The following is an 18,469-nucleotide window of genomic DNA, read 5'->3' on the forward strand; positions in this document are numbered from 1 at the left end:
AATGAAACAAGTTTTAGGAGGATGACGATAAAATGGCTGAACTTCGTTTAGAAAATATTTATAAAATTTATGATAATAAAGTAACTGCTGTTACAGATTTTAATCTTCACATTCAAGATAAGGAATTTATCGTATTCGTTGGTCCATCAGGTTGTGGTAAATCAACGACACTTCGTATGATCGCAGGTCTTGAAGAAATCTCAAAGGGTGATTTTTTCATTGATGAGCGTCGTGTAAACGATGTTGCTCCAAAAGACCGTGATATTGCCATGGTATTCCAAAACTATGCCTTATACCCACATATGAACGTGTATGATAATATGGCATTTGGACTAAAGCTACGTAAAATTCCTAAGGATGAGATTGACCGTCGTGTAAAGGAAGCTGCTAAAATCTTAGGTTTAGAACAATACTTAGACCGTAAGCCTAAAGCTCTTTCTGGTGGTCAACGTCAGCGTGTTGCACTAGGACGTGCGATCGTTCGTGATGCTAAGGTATTCTTAATGGACGAACCTTTATCTAACCTAGATGCAAAGCTTCGTGTGCAAATGCGTGCTGAGATTACAAAACTTCATAACAGACTTCAAACAACAACTATTTATGTAACGCATGACCAAACTGAAGCGATGACAATGGCGACTCGCCTAGTTGTTATGAAGGATGGAATTATTCAGCAAGTTGGAGCTCCAAAGGAAGTTTATGATAAGCCAGAAAACATTTTCGTAGCTGGTTTTATCGGCTCACCTGCAATGAACTTCTTTACAGGTACATTACTTGACGGACAATTTAAAATTGGTGATGTTACTGTTAAAGTTCCTGAAGGTAAAATGAAAACTTTACGTGAGCAAGGTTATGTAAATAAAGAAGTGGTATTAGGTATTAGACCTGAAGATATTCACGATGAGCCTGTATTTATCCAATCATCTAACGATACAAAAATTACAGCTAAAATCGAAGTGGCCGAGTTAATGGGTGCAGAGACGATGCTATATTCTAGTCTCCATGGTTCTGACTTCGTAGCTCGTGTTGATTCTCGTACAGATATCAAATCTAATCAAGAAATCGAGTTAGCATTCGATATGAACAAATCTCATTTCTTTGATAAAGATTCAGAGCTAAGAATTAGATAGGTACTAACAAAAAGCCTGTGAGTTTTATGAACTCACAGGCTTTTGTTATTCCTGTATAAACACGACTTGATCTTCAACACATTGTGAACAGAACAAAAGGTGCGGACATTGGTTCAACTGCAATGTTTGTCCATATCCATCTATTTGCTTCATTCCGTCAATCTCCATATAAGGGCTATAGTCATCAAAGTAATCCATCACTCTCCCCTTATCTTCCATCACTCTTTCACACTTCGGACAGGATGCTGTTGAAGCTTCCAACCCATTACATAAAGGACACACTCCCATTTTCATCAACCTCATTTTCATGGAAAATTTTGAACGTATATTTATGTGTAATTTACAGATGCTAAAATCAATCACCTTTACTGATAGTTTCACGGTTCTCACATCATATTATGTACCAAATAAAAGTAAAGGATTTGGAAAGAATTTCTTAATAAAAAAGTTGAATAATTAACTCAAAACGAAACATACTAACAAATGTAAACACAACAAAGCAACAAACTTCAACACTTACTCATTGGGTTAGAGCCTGGCGGCGACGGACATGCTCCGTATCTGGTTCAATTCCAGCTAACCCAACCAAAATAAATTCTATGAGGAGATGAATTACATCATGGCATCTAACAACAACAGCTCAAACCAACTATTAGTACCAGGAGTACAACAAGCACTTGATCAAATGAAGTATGAAATCGCTAACGAATTTGGTGTAAACCTTGGTGCAGACACTACTGCTCGTGCTAACGGTTCTGTAGGTGGAGAAATCACTAAGCGTTTAGTATCAATGGCTGAACAACAACTTGGTGGTTCTTACCAACAACGCTAATAACAATTAAATAACATGGCTAAAATCCCAAGCTTAGGCTTGGGATTTTCTTTTGAGCTTGATTGAAAAACATCGAAACGAAAGGAACAAAAACTATGCGATTTATCTCTCTTTTTATAGCTATATTAACTATTTGTTACTTCCCTGCAAACCCAATTTCCCATGCAAAGTCTACATCAGAAATACGGAATATTATATTGCTTATAGGTGATGGGATGGGACCACATTATACATCAGCCTATCGATACTATAGAGACAATAAAGCTACTCCTGAAGTAGAAAAGACTTCCTTTGATCTATTTTTAGTAGGAATGCAAATGACTTATCCACTTGATCCAGATGAGAACATTACCAATTCAGCAGCTGCTGGAACCGCACTCTTTACTGGACATAAAACATATAACAATGCTATTGGCGTTGATCACCTAGGAAACACGTTAAAAACTGTGTTAGAGAAAGCAAAGGAAGAAAATAAATCAACTGGACTCGTCGTCACTTCTCAATTGACTCATGCGACTCCTGCTTCTTTCGGAGCCCATAACCTTCATCGAAAAAATATGAAAGACATCGCTGACCAGTATTTTGATGAAAAAATTAATGGAGTTCATAAAATAGATGTGCTACTGGGTGGAGGGAAGAACTACTTTCATCGCAAGGATAGAAATCTCATTCAAGAATTTAGAAAGGATGGATATAGTTATGTAACAAATTCACATGAACTATTGCAGGATCAGAGTAATCAAGTACTTGGCCTATTCTCTGCTGAAGAAATGCCTAAAATGATTGACCGTCATGCAAATATTCCTTCATTAAGAGAAATGACCATATCCGCAATTGATCGATTAAACCACAATAAAAATGGATTCTTCCTAATGGTCGAAGGCAGTCAAATCGACTTTGCTGGTCATGATCAAGATATTGTGGCAGCTATGAGTGAGATGGAAGATTTTGAAGAAGCGTTTAAAGCTGCCATTGAATTCGCTCAAGTAGACCAACATACACTAGTAATCGCTACAGCTGACCATTCTACTGGCGGTTTTACAATCGGGGCTAACGACATATATAATTGGTTTCCAGAACCAATAAAAGCCGCTAAGCGCACTCCTGATTATATAGCAAAGAAGATACTTCAGGAGAATGAAGTAGATGAAATTTTAGAAGATTATATCGACTTCACCCTGACTAAAAAGGAACTTAAAGCAATTAGAAAAGCGGCAAAATCAAAGGATATAGATCGTGTCGATCAAGCCATAGAGGATATTTTCACTGCTAGAACGAATACAGGATGGACGACTGAGGCCCATACTGGTGAAGATGTACCTATATACGCTTATGGGCCATACTCTGAACAATTACATGGGCAGATAAATAATACCGAGATTGCTAAGTTACTTTTTAATGTCTTAGAAAACAAATAAAAAAAGGTGTTAAATTCCTCTCAGAATTTAACACCTTTTTCCTTATACAATTCTTCTTCTAATTTTTCCAGAAATTAAGTCCATGATGGTTACGACAATAATGATGATAATTAACATCATCCCTACTTGCTCCCAGTTACGTTGCATAGATGCAATAATTAGTGGAGCACCGATTCCTCCTGCTCCTACAACCCCTAGAATCGTAGATGATCGAACATCAATCTCATAACGATACATAGCGTATGAAGAGAATTCTGGGATTACTTGTGGAATAACACCATACCACATGACCTGTATTCGATTCGCACCATTTGCTTTTAACGCTTCGATTACCTTCATGTCAATGGATTCAATAACTTCTGAGTAAAGCTTTCCAAGCATTCCGATTGAGTGAATTCCTACGGCTAACACCCCTGCATAAGGACCCATCCCAACAGCTGCTACAAATATAATTGCTAACATAATTTCTGGGAAAGCACGAATTCCATTTAGTATCCATTTCCCTAGACCTGACACCTTAGACATATTTCTAGCCGCTAAAAACCCAAATGGAACAGCCAGTACGGTAGCAATTAAGGTACCTGCATAAGCAATTGCTACAGTTTCAAACATGTAATATAGATATTCTGGGACTTTCGCTAAAACTTCTGGATCAAAGAAAGGCTCCCAGAAAAGACGTTTAAAAATAACTCCTGGACTAAGGGAAGATCCACGATAAGTTAAATCTGTCATCGTTAAGGCAATGTAATATAAATAAATTAATACAAGAGATATAAGGATTACTTTCCACCAATTTTTCTTCGGTGGTCTAATTTCTCGAATGCTACTCATTACACTAATCGCTCCCTTACCCGGTTACTTACAAAATCAATGATTGTAACCGCTATAAACGTCATGATAACAATCGTTGATACGTTACCAAAGTTAAAAAGCGCTAATTGGTGCTTTAAGATTAATCCAATACCACCAGCTCCAACAAACCCTAGTACGACTGAGGCACGAACATTAATCTCTAGAACATACAGAGAATAGGAGACATAATGCGGTAAGATTTGTGGCATCACACCGTACCAAATAACTTGTATAATATTTCCCCCTGTCGCACGAATAGCTTCAAGTGGGTTGGGATCAATTGCTTCAATCGTTTCACTTATTAATTTTGCCAAGATCCCCAGTGAGAAGATAAACAAGGCAGCAACCCCTGCTAATGCACCGATCCCAATAAAAGCTACTAAAATAACAGCAAGAATTAGTTCAGGAATTGTTCTGAGAATATTTAATAAAAATCTTACAGTGGAATAAAAGCCTTTTTTATTATTAATGTTTGAAGCAGCTAAAAAGCTTAGTGGCAGTGCAAATATAGCTGATAATGATGCACTTAATAAAGCAATATTCCAAGTCTCAATTAAACTTGATAATACTTTATTTACATAACCCCAGTTAGGAGGGTATAAGTCTTTCACAATAAAGTCAATAACAATTGGCATGCCTTCGATCACACGATTTGGGTATGCTTCAGTAAAATATGCTGAAAAGATATAAAATCCAATTACCACTAACAAAATGTTTGTGGTCAATAGCTTCGTACGAGCAGGAATTAATGGAATCTTTTTACTCAGTGGCTGTGGCTGCTTCGTCATTGCTCACACTCCCACGTAAATCATCTTCTTTAATCTTTCTACCGTATATTTGTTCAAATGTTGCTTCTGTTACAGTTGAAACCGGTCCATCAAAAACAATCTCTCCGTCTCTCATACCGATAATACGATCTGCATATTCCATAGCCATATCAATAAAGTGAAGATTAACAATCGTTGTAATGCCATCTTCTCTATTAATTTTCTTTAAGTCCTTCATTACGATATGTGATGTCGGTGGGTCTAAACTTGCAACCGGCTCGTCAGCAAGAATATATTTGGGTTGCTGTGTTAATGCACGAGCAATACTAACACGCTGCTGCTGTCCACCACTTAGTTGATCAGCTCTTGAGTATGCTTTACTTTCAATTCCTACTCTCTCTAAGCTTCTTAAAGCTAATTCTTTGTCTTCTTGTGGGAATAAGCCTAAAATGCTCTTTAGAGTACCTGTGTGACCTAGTCTTCCAGTTAATACGTTACGTAGGACAGACATTCTATTTACAAGATTGTAGTTTTGGAAAATCATCCCAATATTCTTACGGATTTCCTTTAACTCGCGATCTTTAAACTTTAGAGTATTCTTTCCATCTATTAGCAACTCTCCATCAGTCGGTTTAACCAATTGGTTAATACTTCTGATAAAAGTGGATTTTCCAGCTCCAGATAAACCAACTACTACAATAAACTCACCAGGATTGATCGTAACGTTAATATTCTTTAAACCTTGATGACCATTCGGATAAGTTAATGAAACATTCTTGAATTCAATCATCTCATTACTCCTTTTTCATAAATATGGTGGCAACCACCACTTTGTAAGCGTACTCCGTAAATAGTGAAAAAAGAGAGAAGATAAATCTCCTCTCTTTGAGACAGATATTAATTTTATATTATTGTTCTAATTGATCTTTAAATTTAGCGTATACATCACGAACAATGTCATATTCTTCGTCAGTTGCTTCTGCAATTCCATCCCAAGTATATACTTCGTTCATAACAGCAAGAACTTCCGGCTTGTCATTGATTGCTAGGAATGCTTCCTTGATCTTAGCTTTCATGTCTTCAGACAATCCTTCACGTACAGAAACACCGTCGTTTGGAATTGCTTCAGTATAACCAATAACCTTTACTTTATCCATTACATCTGGATGATCTTTTTCAAGGATAGTACGAGCATCATCGAAAGTTGTAGCGAAATCAGCTTGACCTTCAAGTACTGCTAATACAGCATTATCATGTCCACCAACCGCAGTTTGTGTAAAGAATGTGTTTAAATCTTCAACACCCAAATCCATTAACTTAGAAGCCGGGAATAAGAACCCAGAAGTTGATAAAGTATCACCAAATGCCCAAGTTAATCCTTCTTTTGCAACTAAGTCTTCAACAGAATTTAAACCAGAATCAGCACCAGCAATGAATTGTGCTTTGTAAGTATCTGAGCCATGACGAATCGCTTTAACTAGAACTTCAACGTTCGCACGATCAACAGCTTGTACATATCCAAATGGATTTGTAAAACCGATGTCAATTTGTCCAGTTCTCATACCTTCAACTAGACCAACGAAGTCAATCATAACTTCAGCTTTAACAGGTACTCCAAGTTGTTCAGTTAAGTATTCTTCTAAAGGCTTAACGTTATCAGCGATTTGGTCAGCCTCTTGAGAAGGAATGAATCCCATTGTTAGTTCTGTTACTTCTTCTTCTCCACCAGTTGTGCCTTCGCCTTCACCAGCAGTACCTTCTTCTTCAGAAGCTCCGCCACCACAAGCAGCTAAAGAAAGAACTAAAAACATTGCCATGAATAAAGATAAAAACTTTTTCATTACGTTTTTTCCTCCTAATTGGTTGTTCTTGCGATTCCATTATAACCTACACTTTTTTAAATTTCGACAATATTTTAATAATATTCATGAAATCTTTACATTTTTTTCATTTTTATGACAGAAACGTTACAATCTCATCTAAAACGTTCGGGTTTGAGAAAATGGTAACTGTGGGTGTAAAAGCATTTACAGTCTTATTTTCTAAATCTACCGTTACCCCACCAACTTCTGATAAAATAACCATCCCACCCGCAATATCCCAAGGAGATAATCTAAAATCAAAATATGTATCCAATCTACCACAAGCTACGTATGCAATTTCAAGCGCAGCAGAGCCTATATACCTTGTTCCTCGTGCCTGTCTAATAATTTGCTCAAATAATAAGTGATTTACTCTTTCATTCCTTATTAACCAAAGTTGATTGATGCTAATCATGGCTTCTTCAAGTGTTCTTTCTTTTTGCTTAGGTAATAGATGCTCATTTAAATAAGCACCTTGACCAACTTGAGCATGAAATAATTCACCAGCAATAGGGTCATAAACAATACCTATTTTAGGTTGCCCTTTTTCATACACCCCTACTGAAATGGCAAAATTCTTCTGTTGTTGAACAAAATTCGTGGTCCCGTCAATTGGATCTACCACCCAAACAACCTCATTGTTGTAATCAAACACCTGATCACTTGCCATCCCTTCTTCTCCTAATAAGAAATGACTTGGATACGTTTCTTTAATTCTATCAATAAAAAATTTCTCGATTTGCCTGTCTTTCTCGGTTACTAGATCTGCTGCCGAGGTCTTATATTCAACTTGAAAGGATTCCTTCGTTGCTTTTCTAAGGATATCCCCTGCTTCTAACGTCCACGATTTTGCTGATTGATATACCTGATCCCAATTCATGAGTACTACCTCCAAAGTAAATTTAAAGTTACTCTATTATACACTAATGATTGGATCAGCTATTTGAAAAGAGCCAAAAAAAAGAGTAATGGGGTTTCCATTACTCTTTAGGAGATACCATTTCCTGTGGCACAATAAGCCGATCGAACTCTTCTTCAGACAGTAATCCTAATTTTTTTGAAGCTTGTTTTAGGGTCAAATTTTCTTCGTAGGCTATTTTAGCAATTTTAGCGGCATTTTCATAACCAATATGAGGATTTAATGCCGTTACAAGCATGAGTGATTCTTGAAGATATTTCGCAATGACTGGTTCGTTTACTTCAAGACCGGACACACATCGCTCGTTAAAAGAATGTATCGCGTCCGTTAGCAACCGAACTGATTGAATAAAATTATAAATGATCACCGGTTTAAAGACGTTCAGTTCAAAGTTTCCCTGACTCGCAGCAAATCCGATCGTACTGTCATTTCCGAAGATTTGACAAACCACCATCGTCATCGCTTCACTTTGGGTTGGATTCACTTTACCTGGCATAATAGAGCTCCCTGGTTCATTAGCAGGAATGATTAATTCACCAATTCCACATCTAGGTCCACTTGCGAGCCATCTTACATCGTTTGCAATTTTCATCAGATCTGCCGCAAGTGCCTTAATGGCTCCATGTACATAAACGAGTTCGTCATGACTAGTCAATGCATGATATTTATTTGCAGATGATACAAATGAAAAACCAGTTTCTTTCCCAATAAACTCCGCAACTAAGTCCCCAAATTTAGGGTGTGCGTTTATTCCAGTACCAACTGCTGTTCCACCTATGGCTAGATTTTTTAATTGCGCAGAAGATTGTGTGATCATTTCTGTTGACCTTTCAAGCATCGTTACCCATCCGCTAATTTCCTGTCCAACAGTCAAAGGAGTTGCATCCTGAAGATGAGTTCGACCGATCTTGACGATCTCTTGATAGGCTACTTGTTTTGAATATAAAGTGTTTCGCAGCTTTTCTATACTAGGTAATAACTGATTTTGGATTAGAGCCATCGCTGCAATATGCATGGCAGTCGGAAAGGTATCATTAGAACTCTGGGACATATTAATGTCATCATTTGGGTGTAATCTTTCATTGCTCCCTTTACTATGAAGAAGTTCATTTCCTCGAAATGCAATGACCTCATTCACATTCATATTGGTTTGGGTCCCACTACCTGTCTGCCAAACGACTAATGGAAAGTGGTCATCTAATTGACCGCTTATCATTTCATCAGCTGCTTGCTGAATAGCTTCCTTCTTCACTTCTCCTAATTTACCAAGTTGATAATTTGCTAGCGCCGCACATTTCTTTAAAACCGCAAAAGCTTTTATCACTTCAGCAGGCATTGTTTCTACACCAATTCGGAAGTTTTCTCTACTTCTTTGAGTTTGTGCTCCCCAATATTTATCTTTAGGAACTTTAATCTCTCCAATCGTGTCTTTCTCAATCCGGTACTCCACGTCATCTCCTCCATTTCGTACTGTTTTCCTTCATCATTTCAACCTTATGAACACATCAGAAAAACATACACTCTTTTTACCTTATTACCATATATTAACCTTGAGAGGGAGGGATTAAACCATGGAAGCGGTTGATTGGAAGCTAATCAGTTTTCTAGTGTTAACCATTTGGCAGGAACATGAACTACGTTTTAAAAGACAAGCTCATTCCTTCTGGGTCAATCTAAAATACAATCGTATAAAAGGTTAAACAAGCAATAAAACCCATAAAAAAACACCACAGTTTCCTGTGGCATTTTTATAATGACTGTATTCATTCGTTTTTTTACGTAAACTTATAGTGTAAATGCCTTTAGCTTACTTTGTAATTCTTCTGCCGTTTTAGCCAGTTCATTTGCACTTGATGCTACTTCCTGAATCGTTGCAGTTTGCTGTTCAGTTGATGCAGCTGCTTCCTCTGTAAATGCTGCTGCTTCTTCAATAATCTCATTCATTTGCTGTGTTGAACGTAACACACCTGAAATATGATCATTGATCACATCTAAAACAGTCTTCACGTTAGTTACACCGTTCTCCGTATCTTTCACATTTTGAACAATCTTTACTAGAGCTTGTCCACCTCGTTGAATCATTCCCACCTGTTCCTTAACAGATTCAAGGTTTGTTTCCATTGTATTAACCGTTACTTTTGTTTCCGATTGGATGTCTTCAATAAGCTCTGTGATCTTACTTGCTGCATGATTGGACTGTTCAGCTAGCTTTCTTACTTCAGAAGCAACTACGGCAAAGCCTTTTCCATGTTCACCCGCTCTAGCTGCTTCAATCGCTGCATTAAGAGCAAGTAGATTTGTTTGGTTGGAGATCTCCGTAATGACAGTAATGATACCACCGATTTCCTCAGAACGTTTACCTAGTTTTTGAATTGAATCCGTTGCAAACTCAACTGTATTTGTTACCTTACTTAAATGCTGAATCGCTTCGTTGATTGCATCATTTCCTTCATTCGCTTCTTTTGTTGACTGACTTGCATTTCTAATGGTTTCATCAACAGTCATCTTTCCTGAATTCACTTGACCGACTGCTAGCTCCATCTTTTCTAATATACTTTGAATCTCTTCTGACTGACGATTTGTCCCTGTAGCAATACTACTTGTAGTCTTTGCGATTTGTGCACTCATTTCACCTGTAACTTCCGCACTTGCTGCAAGCTCTTCTGACGTTGCTGCTACTTGTTCGGAAGTAGAAACAACTGTAGAGATTAATTCCTTCAGGTTATCGACCATTTGATTAATAGAAGTTGATAGATCGCCCACTTCATCCTTTAGGTTTGTTTTTAATGGTTCTACAGCTAGATTACCAGTTGCGACTTCTTTAGCTACTTTTGTTACTTGTAATAGTGGTTTTACTTGATAATGTACCAACCCTAGAATAATCAGCGCCATTACAAGAACTTCCACAACACCAAATAGTATAAGTTCAGTTCTGAAGTTAGATGTCACCGTATCGTATTGCTCAGCAGAATGTCCAACAAACAGCATACCAATCGTTGCTCCTGTGGAATCTTTTATCGGCTCATAAATAGTAACCAATTTCTTTCCTACTACAATTGCTTCACCAGTAAAGATCTTTCCACCTTTTAACGTCTCAGCTGCTACTTCCTCCGATACTTGAGTTCCAACAGCTCTAGTTCCATCTTCTTTTTTAACCGTAGTCGCAACACGTGTATCATTTTGGAAGATCGTTACCGCATTTCCCGTTAACGCTCCAATCTCATCAACCAAATCGAAGTTGTCATTTAATACAGTCGATCCTTTATATAGCTTTCCTTCTTTAACAGACCATTCTCCTGGATAAGTTTTATCTATTAATCCTTTTGTCAATTCTAGGTTACTATTTAAATTTTCTTCAGCAACATTAAGAATTTCATTTTTGAGGCTAGTTACTGCATCGTAAATTAAAATCGTTGCACCAATTGTAAACAAGACAATGAATAATAATGTGAACTTTTGTTTAATACCTAGACGCATCCTACGCTCCCCCTTAATTAGACGCTTTAGTCGTTAGTAAATTTACTGCATTTTGTAATGATGAAGATGGTATCAAGCTTTGCAATTCTAAATAACTCATGAATAAATGTATCCTCAATGACTAAAGCCACTTTATTGACAGGGTTATTGATGTGCTTAAAAAAAGTGACAAACACACCCATTCCTGTACTATCAATATCAGTAAGATCGGTAAGATCAAATACATAGTGATCATTTTTTACATCAACGTGCTTAAATAATTCTTCTTTAATAGATTGCGTGCTTCCATATTGCAGTTTTCCTGAGATTTTAAAAACTTGTAAACCACCTAGTACTTGATGTTCAAATGTATTGAGATTATTGGTCATAACAATGAACTCCTTCCTTCCTCACTTTAATTTCAAATGCTCCATCATTCTTGTATTCCATTTTGATATCATCAACCATATGCTCTATCATTAGTAAGCCTCGTCCATCTTCACTACTTACGATATCTTCTAATGATCTACCTTGTACCTGATGTAGTTCATCTGGATGTATTCCCCCTGCATAGTCAGACACCGTAATATCAATACCTTGTTCATATTGTGAGATTTTTAGTTTGATAGAATATCGGAAGGCAAGGTCACCGTATCTCCGAAATGATGCTTCTAACGAATTAATCAAGAGCTCATGTGCAATAAAGGCAAGGGAACGATGAGAGTCGGTGTATTTCTGCAGATACTCGGTCGCCTTCGTGTCAAATAATTCAATAGAGCGTAATTGACATGGTAGTTCTAATTCAAAAGTACACATATTAACCATCCTTATTTGTTATTGGCTTGTATGGATAAAACGCAAATATCATCTGGATGTTTATCTATTGCTGAAATCTTTTTTTTCACATATTGGGTAATTGAATCCTTGTTTTGTTCTATTTCCTCTTTGAGAGTGGTCAGGACGGTTTTGTTATCATGTGTTAATAAATCCAATAAACCATCGGTATAAAGTAGAATTTTAAAGCCTTCATCGGATAATGGTATTGACTCGCTCCTATCCGGGAAGTCTTCCACTATTCCTAAAGGCATGTTAGCGCTAGTCAAAGAATTTACCTGTTCGTTCTGTATGATGATTGCTGGAGGATGACCTGCATTCATAAAGGTAAGGGTTCTTTGCTTTAGGTCAATAACGACATAGACTCCTGTAACAAATCCTCCGAAGTCCTTTGTACCACTAAAAAAATCAATTACATCTGAATTAAGCGCATTCATCACTTCATAAGGTGTTTGAAACTCTACCATATGTTTCTTAAGCTGTGAAAACACCATCATTCCTATTAATGCAGAAGATACATCATGACCCATAACATCGAGAATAATGACACCGTATTTTCCTTCATCAAGCTTTTGCCAATTAAACAAGTCGCCTGATAAATGACAAGATGGTAGATGGATACTCTCTACTTGAATTAATTCCTGTTGTAATGGTGAAGCAAACAAACTTTTCTGTATCTTTTGTGCTAGTTGAAACTCATTTTCCGTTTGAATCTCGTGTTCTTTTAGCTCACTCATCAGTCGTTCAAGTTCAATAGAATTGGAGATTAGACTTGAGAATCCTTGCAATATTTTTGTATGCTTTTCTTCTAGGATATGAGGCATAGGATCCAGTGCACATAAGGTTCCAAATAAAGATCCATTATCTTTGAAAATTGGAACACCAAGATAAGAACCAATTGAAAATAAATGAGTTACTTTCTTGTCTTTCACTAAAAGAGAATTCATTGCATCCTTTATTAGTAAAGGTGTCTCATCCCTTGCTACCATACTGCAGTATGACTGGTCTAAAGCGTCCTGAAAATTTTCAGGAATTGTACATCCTCCCACTTTATTGAACTTATCTAGTATGGCAAAGGTCTCATTTGACGTGGTTGCTATAAAGAAAGTACGCGCAGGAATTGTTTCAGCTAATAACTGGAACACTTGATGAGCTGCCTCAACGAATTTCTGTTTAATATGCTTCATGATTTATCTCCGATTTGTTAGACGTCGTTTCTTAGTCATGTGTTCATTACTTTTTATATCGGTTACACTCTCTATTTTCTTTATAGGATTTTCGACATATTGCAACAAAAATCTACACACGAAAAAAAGGAACCCTATTGGATTCCTTTCTTTTCTATCCGGCAAGATTTGCTCCTTGTTGCAGCTGATACATTTGATAGTAGCGACCGCCCTTTGCCATTAACTCGTCGTGACTTCCTTGTTCCACAATCTCTCCTTTATCAAGGACAAGAATTTGATCTGCATTCTTAATTGTAGATAAGCGATGAGCAATAATAAAAGTCGTTCTACCCTTCTTTAATACTTCTAGTGCTTCTTGAATAATGGCTTCTGTTTCCGTATCGATTGAAGCGGTGGCTTCATCTAATATCAGGATTGCCGGATCAAATACTAAAGCTCTTGCAAACGAGATTAACTGACGTTGTCCAGCTGACAATGTACTTCCTTTTTCTAACACAGGTTCATCATATTGATTCGGTAGATTTTCAATAAACTTAGTCGCACCGACATCCCTTAAAGCTTTCGTCACCATTTCTCTCGTTATACCTGGTGCTTCTAAGCTCACATTTGTGGCAATCGTTCCTGTAAATAAGAAAGGATCTTGAAGAACAATGCCCATATGTTTCCTTAGCTGTTGCTTCGATAGTTCCTTCGTATCCTTGCCATCTATGAGAATTCTACCTTCCTGTATATCATAAAAACGGAACAATAAATTCATAATGGAGCTTTTACCAGAACCCGTGTGCCCGACAAGTGCTACAGTCTCACCTTGATTCGCTTTAAAATGAATATTCTTTAACACATTTTCTCCATCTTTATAGCCGAAACTCACATGCTCAAACGTAACATTCCCTTTGTATCTAGGCATAGTTGAATCGGCTACATCTACACCTTCTTCATCTAAAAGTTCAAACACACGCTCTGACGCAACCAATGCTTGTTCTAGAAGGGCTAACTGATTAACCATACCTGTAATAGGTTGGAATAATCGATTCAAATAATCAACGAATGCATATAGTACCCCTAATGAAATGACCGTCCCTATCTCTAAAGAAGCTCCTCCAAAATACCAAATCAATGCTACAAAAGCTAGATTTCTTAAAACAAAAACTAAGTTATGAGAAGTCATAGCGTTTAAGCTTAACAATTTATTTTGAAAGGTAAAATACTTATAATTCATCTCTTCAAATTCTTGTCTTGTTTCCTTTTGACGTTTGAAGGCTTGAATAATGGTCATTCCTTGAATGGATTCGTTAATCATTCCATTTATATCACTTAACGTTGAACGAATGATATGATTATACTTTGAAGCGTATTTACGATACACAATTATCCATACAATCAGTATCGGCACAAGTATTAAACAAATCGTTGCAAGTTTTACATCAAGTAAAAATAAAGCAATGTAGATTCCAGTGATATAAATAATACTTGTAAAAAATGTTGATAATACGGTAACAAATAAATCGCGAATTGCCTCTGTATCATTCGTTACTCTTGAGACTACTTTTCCGGCAGGTAGATTATCAAAGTATTGAATAGGTAAACGTTGAATCTGCTTAAATACATCCTTCCTCATCTTCTGAATTATACGATTAGAGGAGATCTGTAGTAATAAACGTTGACCGTACTGAAAACCTGCGGATATCACCACTAATACGAAATAAGCACCAATTAACCACAAGATGTTATCAATTTCTGGTGCATAAAAGGAAAGCAGTTTATCTACTGTTAACTTCACAGCCGGGTAATTCGCAATATTGTCTCCTCTTTTAATGGTAAGCTGTCCATTGGAGAATGTTCTCTCTCCATCAAATTCAATAGGAGAAGCGACAAAATAATAACTGCGGCCGACTTGAACAATGCGTACTTCTTTTCCTTTTTGTTCATTTTCAGAAAAACGATCCTCACGCTTATAGTAGGTCCCTTCATATAGAACAGTGTCCGAATCTTCTATATTTGTGACAAACCATGGTTTTTCTATGCCTAAAATATGCTTATCAATGATCTGTTTCGCAATAAATGGACCAGTTAGTTCAGCTGCTACTGCAAAAGATAACATGATTAAAGCGAAGATAATTGTTTTCTTAAATTGGAGAGCATAATCCAATAATCGTTTTCCTATTTTCATATACTCACCTCCTGATTGACGATTGTAGATTCTACCTGTTGGCGTATAAACTGTTCTTTATACCAACCGTTTTGTTGAAGTAGGCTTTCATGTGTTCCTTCTTCTACAATTCTTCCTTCATTTAATACAATAATCCAATCTGCATGTTGTATACCTGACAAGCGATGGGTTGTAATAAGGGTTGTTTTCCCCGCTCGTTCTCGTTGGATATTTTGAATAATCGCTGCTTCCGTTTTTGCATCTACAGCAGATAAAGAGTCATCTAGGATCAAAATCTCGGGATTGATTAATAAGGCTCTAGCAATCGAGATTCGTTGCTTTTGTCCCCCAGATAAAGCAACCCCTTTTTCTCCTACCAGTGTTTGTAATCCTTCTGGTAACATATCTAAATCCTTTGTAAAGGCCGCTTGTTCGATGGCACGCTTCACTTCATCTGTTGTACTATCACTTTTACCAAAGGTGATATTTTCATAGACTGTCTTTGAGAATAAGATATGCTGTTGTGGCACATACCCAATCCAACCTTGTAAATGTTCAACTGGGATCCTTTCAATGGGTACCCCTGAAATTCGAATATCTCCTGTGCCAAGTGGATATTCACGTAATAATTGCTTAATAAGTGTTGTTTTTCCACTTCCTGTTTTTCCAACGATCCCAAGTGTCTCTCCTCTTTTAATGGAAATATTCACATCTACAAGATTCTGTACGTTCGACGATGGGTACTGGAATTGGACATGTTTGAATTCAAGATCCATTGGCTTCTCAACCTGAACTGGCTCTGGATGATCCTCAACATCTTGCTTATAAGCAAGTGTTTCAAGAACTCGGTCTAATGAAGCATTACCTCTTTGCATGATGTTAATTAATTCACCAATGGCAAACATTGGCCAGATGAGCATCCCAAGGTACACATTGAACGAGACTAATTCACCTAAGGTGACCGTTTGATGAAACACCAAGTAAGCCCCATAACCTAAACCAATTAAATAACTCATACCAACTAATATCTTAATAGTCGGTTCAAATAAAGCATCAATCTTTGCTACATCAACGTTCTTTTTATAGACGTCTTCTGTTAATACATCAAATCTTTTTTCATCTGCTTCTTCTTGTACGTACGCACGAATGACTCGCACTCCTGAAATTGACTCTAAAACATGATCATTCATATCACCAAATGCATCTTGGGCAACGGTGAATCGTTTGTGAATCCTTTTTCCATACACATTTATCGCTAACGCCATTAATGGAAGTGGAATTAAGGCAGCAAAAGTAAGCTTCCAGCTAATCAAAATTCCCATTGTCACCACAATTGTAATCATAAATACAAAGGAATCGACCATGGTTAGTATCCCAAAACCAGCTGTCTGGGAAATCGCCTTAAGGTCATTGGTTGCTCTTGCCATTAAATCTCCTGTTCGATTTCTCTCAAAAAAAGTCGGAGTCATCTTTAATAAGTGATTCATGAACCTTGAACGTAGTAGTCGTTCTACTATAAATGAACCTCCAAACAGCTTATACATCCAAATATAGGTCAGTCCATATAAGACAAATGTTAATATGAATAAGAATCCAATATACTTGAATAATTCATTACTTGTTAACGATCCAACGTGGATGGCATCAATAGCAACCCCTATTAATTTTGGAGGAATTACCTCTAAAATTCCTACAAAAATTAATAAGCTAATGGCCACTGTGTATCTTTTCCAATACTGCTTAAAAAACCAAGCGAGTTTCTTTAATACTGAAAACATTCCGGATACTCCTCTCTAGAAGAAACTATACTTTGATCTGTCATTATCCACTTTCCTTCTCTCCAGCAAAACAGATTAGTAAAATTTCAATCATTCTCATCTTCTTATCCTCCTAGGTTTTGTTAGTAGGGTTCTTTTCGTAACATGCTGTTATTATTAGAAACACATTTCCTACGAAAAGAACCTATATAAAAGATAGGCGTATACCTATCATTTATCCAATTTTAAAAATAAAAAAGACACATCCAAACAGGAATGTGCCTTTACATAAGAAAAAGGCGCAAGCCATAATAATGACCTCCGCCTTAGTACTTCTACTAAATAGAAACTATATGCATAAGTGGGTCACGTGATTTATTAAGTTATCGTTAAAAAACATAACATGAATCTTCATCATCGTAACCTCCACTTTCCAAATTTTACTTATCCTTGAGTTAGCTTAACACCATAAATTTAGGGTGTCAAACTAATTTTTATATTTTATACAGTTTATTCCAAATTATATTTTTAAAAACATCTATTTTAAATATATATTTTTCCTACTATTAGACCATTTTAATAATATGTAATGGAAAAGGGTGTGTAATGGGATGGAGGAAAGAAGTAGAAAGACAACTCCAATCGAAATGCTATGTTGGAGCATCGCCTTACCTGGGTTTGGGCAATTAATGAATAAAGACTACATAAAAGGAATTATATTTATTATATTGGAGTTTTTAATTAACCTTCAGGGTGGCATAAATATCGCAATTGTTTACAGTTTTCAAGGTAGAATTGAACAAGCTATAAACATCGTTGATTATCGTTGGATTATGTTTTATCCTTGTCTCTATGTTTTTGCCATGTGGGATGCTTATTATTCTGCAAAAAAGAAGGCTAAAATGACGAAAAAACCTTTTGAATCCATTCCATTCTCCTTCGCTGCTTACATCACTACGATAGGGGTCATCTTTTCCAATAAACCGATCTTATCCATTACATTCGGACCTATTTTTGCACCTATTATTTTCATATTTATTGGTTTTTTCCTTGGGGGTCTGGTTAGAAAAGTAATGCTAAAAGTATTTTAATGCTGAAGAACTGTATTAACTTTAAGCAAAAAGAACCTCTCATTATGAGAAGGCTCTTTCTATTAGGCTCTTTTCTAAAACTTTGTTGCTTTTCAACCTAATTTTATAATAAACATCCCTTTTCATACTATAAGACCGAAGTGATAATTATTAGAAAAGAGCAATTAGTTGCCAATTTAACGTGATAATTACATAATTAATAAGTTAACTCCTAA

The 18,469-nt window shown here is 36.6% G+C and carries 18 protein-coding genes and 1 pseudogene; 5 read left to right on the forward strand and 14 right to left on the reverse strand.

What is annotated here, in order from left to right:
* Positions 1-32: 32 nt before the first annotated feature.
* Positions 33-1,130, forward strand: a complete 1,098-nt coding sequence (locus LT143_RS01830) for an ABC transporter ATP-binding protein (RefSeq protein WP_246938896.1) — start codon at positions 33-35, stop codon at positions 1,128-1,130.
* A gap of 45 nt (positions 1,131-1,175) precedes the next feature.
* Here LT143_RS01830 and LT143_RS01835 read toward each other — a convergent pair whose 3' ends face one another.
* A complete protein-coding gene (locus tag LT143_RS01835) occupies positions 1,176-1,418 on the reverse strand; it encodes a hypothetical protein (protein WP_246938898.1) in 243 nt (80 codons plus the stop codon).
* Positions 1,419-1,749: 331 nt separating this feature from the next.
* Between LT143_RS01835 and LT143_RS01840 the strand changes: the two genes are divergently transcribed.
* Together LT143_RS01840 and LT143_RS01845 are read left to right on the forward strand one after the other, a co-directional pair.
* On the forward strand, positions 1,750-1,962 hold the full coding sequence (locus LT143_RS01840) for an alpha/beta-type small acid-soluble spore protein (RefSeq protein WP_246938901.1): 213 nt from the start codon (positions 1,750-1,752) through the stop codon (positions 1,960-1,962).
* A gap of 95 nt (positions 1,963-2,057) precedes the next feature.
* Positions 2,058-3,380, forward strand: coding sequence for an alkaline phosphatase (locus tag LT143_RS01845; RefSeq protein WP_246938903.1), 1,323 nt, complete (start codon positions 2,058-2,060; stop codon positions 3,378-3,380).
* 42 nt (positions 3,381-3,422) lie between these two features.
* Here the strand turns inward: LT143_RS01845 and phnE (LT143_RS01850) are convergent, their stop codons facing one another.
* The 6 genes from phnE (LT143_RS01850) to fumC all read right to left on the reverse strand — a co-directional run bounded on the left by phnE (LT143_RS01850) (position 3,423) and on the right by fumC (position 9,230).
* Positions 3,423-4,211 carry a phosphonate ABC transporter, permease protein PhnE gene (phnE, locus tag LT143_RS01850; RefSeq protein ID WP_246938905.1) on the reverse strand — a complete coding sequence of 263 codons (789 nt, stop codon included), beginning with the start codon at positions 4,209-4,211 and terminating at the stop codon, positions 3,423-3,425.
* On the reverse strand, positions 4,211-5,020 hold the full coding sequence (gene phnE / locus LT143_RS01855) for a phosphonate ABC transporter, permease protein PhnE (RefSeq protein ID WP_246938907.1): 810 nt from the start codon (positions 5,018-5,020) through the stop codon (positions 4,211-4,213). The genes phnE (LT143_RS01850) and phnE (LT143_RS01855) overlap by 1 nt, the downstream gene beginning before the upstream one ends.
* Positions 4,992-5,789, reverse strand: coding sequence for a phosphonate ABC transporter ATP-binding protein (gene phnC, locus LT143_RS01860; RefSeq protein ID WP_246938909.1), 798 nt, complete (start codon positions 5,787-5,789; stop codon positions 4,992-4,994). The genes phnE (LT143_RS01855) and phnC overlap by 29 nt, the downstream gene beginning before the upstream one ends.
* Before the next feature lie 118 nt (positions 5,790-5,907).
* A complete protein-coding gene (gene phnD / locus LT143_RS01865; protein ID WP_246938911.1) occupies positions 5,908-6,840 on the reverse strand; it encodes a phosphate/phosphite/phosphonate ABC transporter substrate-binding protein in 933 nt (310 codons plus the stop codon).
* A gap of 112 nt (positions 6,841-6,952) precedes the next feature.
* Positions 6,953-7,741 carry an inositol monophosphatase family protein gene (locus tag LT143_RS01870; protein WP_246938913.1) on the reverse strand — a complete coding sequence of 263 codons (789 nt, stop codon included), beginning with the start codon at positions 7,739-7,741 and terminating at the stop codon, positions 6,953-6,955.
* A gap of 100 nt (positions 7,742-7,841) precedes the next feature.
* On the reverse strand, positions 7,842-9,230 hold the full coding sequence (gene fumC, locus LT143_RS01875; protein WP_246938915.1) for a class II fumarate hydratase: 1,389 nt from the start codon (positions 9,228-9,230) through the stop codon (positions 7,842-7,844).
* Between the two features lie 121 nt (positions 9,231-9,351).
* On the opposite strand from fumC, the gene LT143_RS20350 reads away from it, so the two are divergent.
* Positions 9,352-9,480, forward strand: coding sequence for a hypothetical protein (locus LT143_RS20350; RefSeq protein WP_272495653.1), 129 nt, complete (start codon positions 9,352-9,354; stop codon positions 9,478-9,480).
* A gap of 85 nt (positions 9,481-9,565) precedes the next feature.
* On the opposite strand, the gene LT143_RS20685 is transcribed toward LT143_RS20350, so the two are convergent.
* The 7 genes and pseudogenes from LT143_RS20685 to LT143_RS01905 all read right to left on the reverse strand — a co-directional run bounded on the left by LT143_RS20685 (position 9,566) and on the right by LT143_RS01905 (position 17,184).
* Positions 9,566-10,513, reverse strand: coding sequence for a methyl-accepting chemotaxis protein (locus LT143_RS20685; protein WP_418909791.1), 948 nt, complete (start codon positions 10,511-10,513; stop codon positions 9,566-9,568).
* A pseudogene (locus tag LT143_RS20690) lies at positions 10,505-11,257 on the reverse strand (cache domain-containing protein); the annotation flags it as partial. The pseudogene LT143_RS20690 and the gene LT143_RS20685, both read right to left, overlap by 9 nt.
* A gap of 26 nt (positions 11,258-11,283) precedes the next feature.
* Positions 11,284-11,625 (reverse strand): STAS domain-containing protein, encoded by a 342-nt coding sequence (locus LT143_RS01885; protein WP_246938919.1) that lies wholly within the window; start codon positions 11,623-11,625, stop codon positions 11,284-11,286.
* Positions 11,615-12,052 (reverse strand): ATP-binding protein, encoded by a 438-nt coding sequence (locus LT143_RS01890; protein WP_246938921.1) that lies wholly within the window; start codon positions 12,050-12,052, stop codon positions 11,615-11,617. Before LT143_RS01890 ends, LT143_RS01885 begins: the two co-directional genes overlap by 11 nt.
* 11 nt (positions 12,053-12,063) lie before the next feature.
* A complete protein-coding gene (locus LT143_RS01895; RefSeq protein WP_246938923.1) occupies positions 12,064-13,257 on the reverse strand; it encodes a GAF domain-containing SpoIIE family protein phosphatase in 1,194 nt (397 codons plus the stop codon).
* Positions 13,258-13,411: 154 nt separating this feature from the next.
* The gene (locus tag LT143_RS01900; RefSeq protein WP_246938925.1) at positions 13,412-15,427 is read right to left on the reverse strand and encodes an ABC transporter ATP-binding protein; all 2,016 of its coding nucleotides are present in this window, start codon (positions 15,425-15,427) and stop codon (positions 13,412-13,414) included.
* Positions 15,424-17,184 (reverse strand): ABC transporter ATP-binding protein, encoded by a 1,761-nt coding sequence (locus LT143_RS01905; protein ID WP_246938926.1) that lies wholly within the window; start codon positions 17,182-17,184, stop codon positions 15,424-15,426. Before LT143_RS01905 ends, LT143_RS01900 begins: the two co-directional genes overlap by 4 nt.
* 590 nt (positions 17,185-17,774) lie before the next feature.
* Here LT143_RS01905 and LT143_RS01910 point away from each other — a divergent pair.
* On the forward strand, positions 17,775-18,254 hold the full coding sequence (locus tag LT143_RS01910; protein WP_246938927.1) for a hypothetical protein: 480 nt from the start codon (positions 17,775-17,777) through the stop codon (positions 18,252-18,254).
* Positions 18,255-18,469 lie beyond the last annotated feature (215 nt).

Origin of the sequence: Bacillus pinisoli (assembly GCF_023036475.1) — a bacterium.
Lineage (GTDB): Bacteria > Bacillota > Bacilli > Bacillales > SA4 > Bacillus_BS > Bacillus_BS pinisoli.

Coding starts and splice junctions, on each gene's coding strand:
- LT143_RS20685 (WP_418909791.1), bottom strand. CDS start 10,513: ATGGTCGATAACCTGAAGGAATTAATCTCTACAGTTGTTTCTACTTCC.
- LT143_RS01905 (WP_246938926.1), bottom strand. CDS start 17,184: ATGTTTTCAGTATTAAAGAAACTCGCTTGGTTTTTTAAGCAGTATTGG.
- LT143_RS01840 (WP_246938901.1), top strand. CDS start 1,750: ATGGCATCTAACAACAACAGCTCAAACCAACTATTAGTACCAGGAGTA.
- LT143_RS01890 (WP_246938921.1), bottom strand. CDS start 12,052: ATGTGTACTTTTGAATTAGAACTACCATGTCAATTACGCTCTATTGAA.
- phnE (WP_246938905.1), bottom strand. CDS start 4,211: ATGAGTAGCATTCGAGAAATTAGACCACCGAAGAAAAATTGGTGGAAA.
- LT143_RS01830 (WP_246938896.1), top strand. CDS start 33: ATGGCTGAACTTCGTTTAGAAAATATTTATAAAATTTATGATAATAAA.
- LT143_RS01910 (WP_246938927.1), top strand. CDS start 17,775: ATGGAGGAAAGAAGTAGAAAGACAACTCCAATCGAAATGCTATGTTGG.
- LT143_RS01845 (WP_246938903.1), top strand. CDS start 2,058: ATGCGATTTATCTCTCTTTTTATAGCTATATTAACTATTTGTTACTTC.
- LT143_RS01885 (WP_246938919.1), bottom strand. CDS start 11,625: ATGACCAATAATCTCAATACATTTGAACATCAAGTACTAGGTGGTTTA.
- phnE (WP_246938907.1), bottom strand. CDS start 5,020: ATGACGAAGCAGCCACAGCCACTGAGTAAAAAGATTCCATTAATTCCT.
- phnC (WP_246938909.1), bottom strand. CDS start 5,789: ATGATTGAATTCAAGAATGTTTCATTAACTTATCCGAATGGTCATCAA.
- LT143_RS01900 (WP_246938925.1), bottom strand. CDS start 15,427: ATGAAAATAGGAAAACGATTATTGGATTATGCTCTCCAATTTAAGAAA.
- LT143_RS01895 (WP_246938923.1), bottom strand. CDS start 13,257: ATGAAGCATATTAAACAGAAATTCGTTGAGGCAGCTCATCAAGTGTTC.
- LT143_RS01835 (WP_246938898.1), bottom strand. CDS start 1,418: ATGGGAGTGTGTCCTTTATGTAATGGGTTGGAAGCTTCAACAGCATCC.
- LT143_RS20350 (WP_272495653.1), top strand. CDS start 9,352: ATGGAAGCGGTTGATTGGAAGCTAATCAGTTTTCTAGTGTTAACCATT.
- phnD (WP_246938911.1), bottom strand. CDS start 6,840: ATGAAAAAGTTTTTATCTTTATTCATGGCAATGTTTTTAGTTCTTTCT.
- LT143_RS01870 (WP_246938913.1), bottom strand. CDS start 7,741: ATGAATTGGGATCAGGTATATCAATCAGCAAAATCGTGGACGTTAGAA.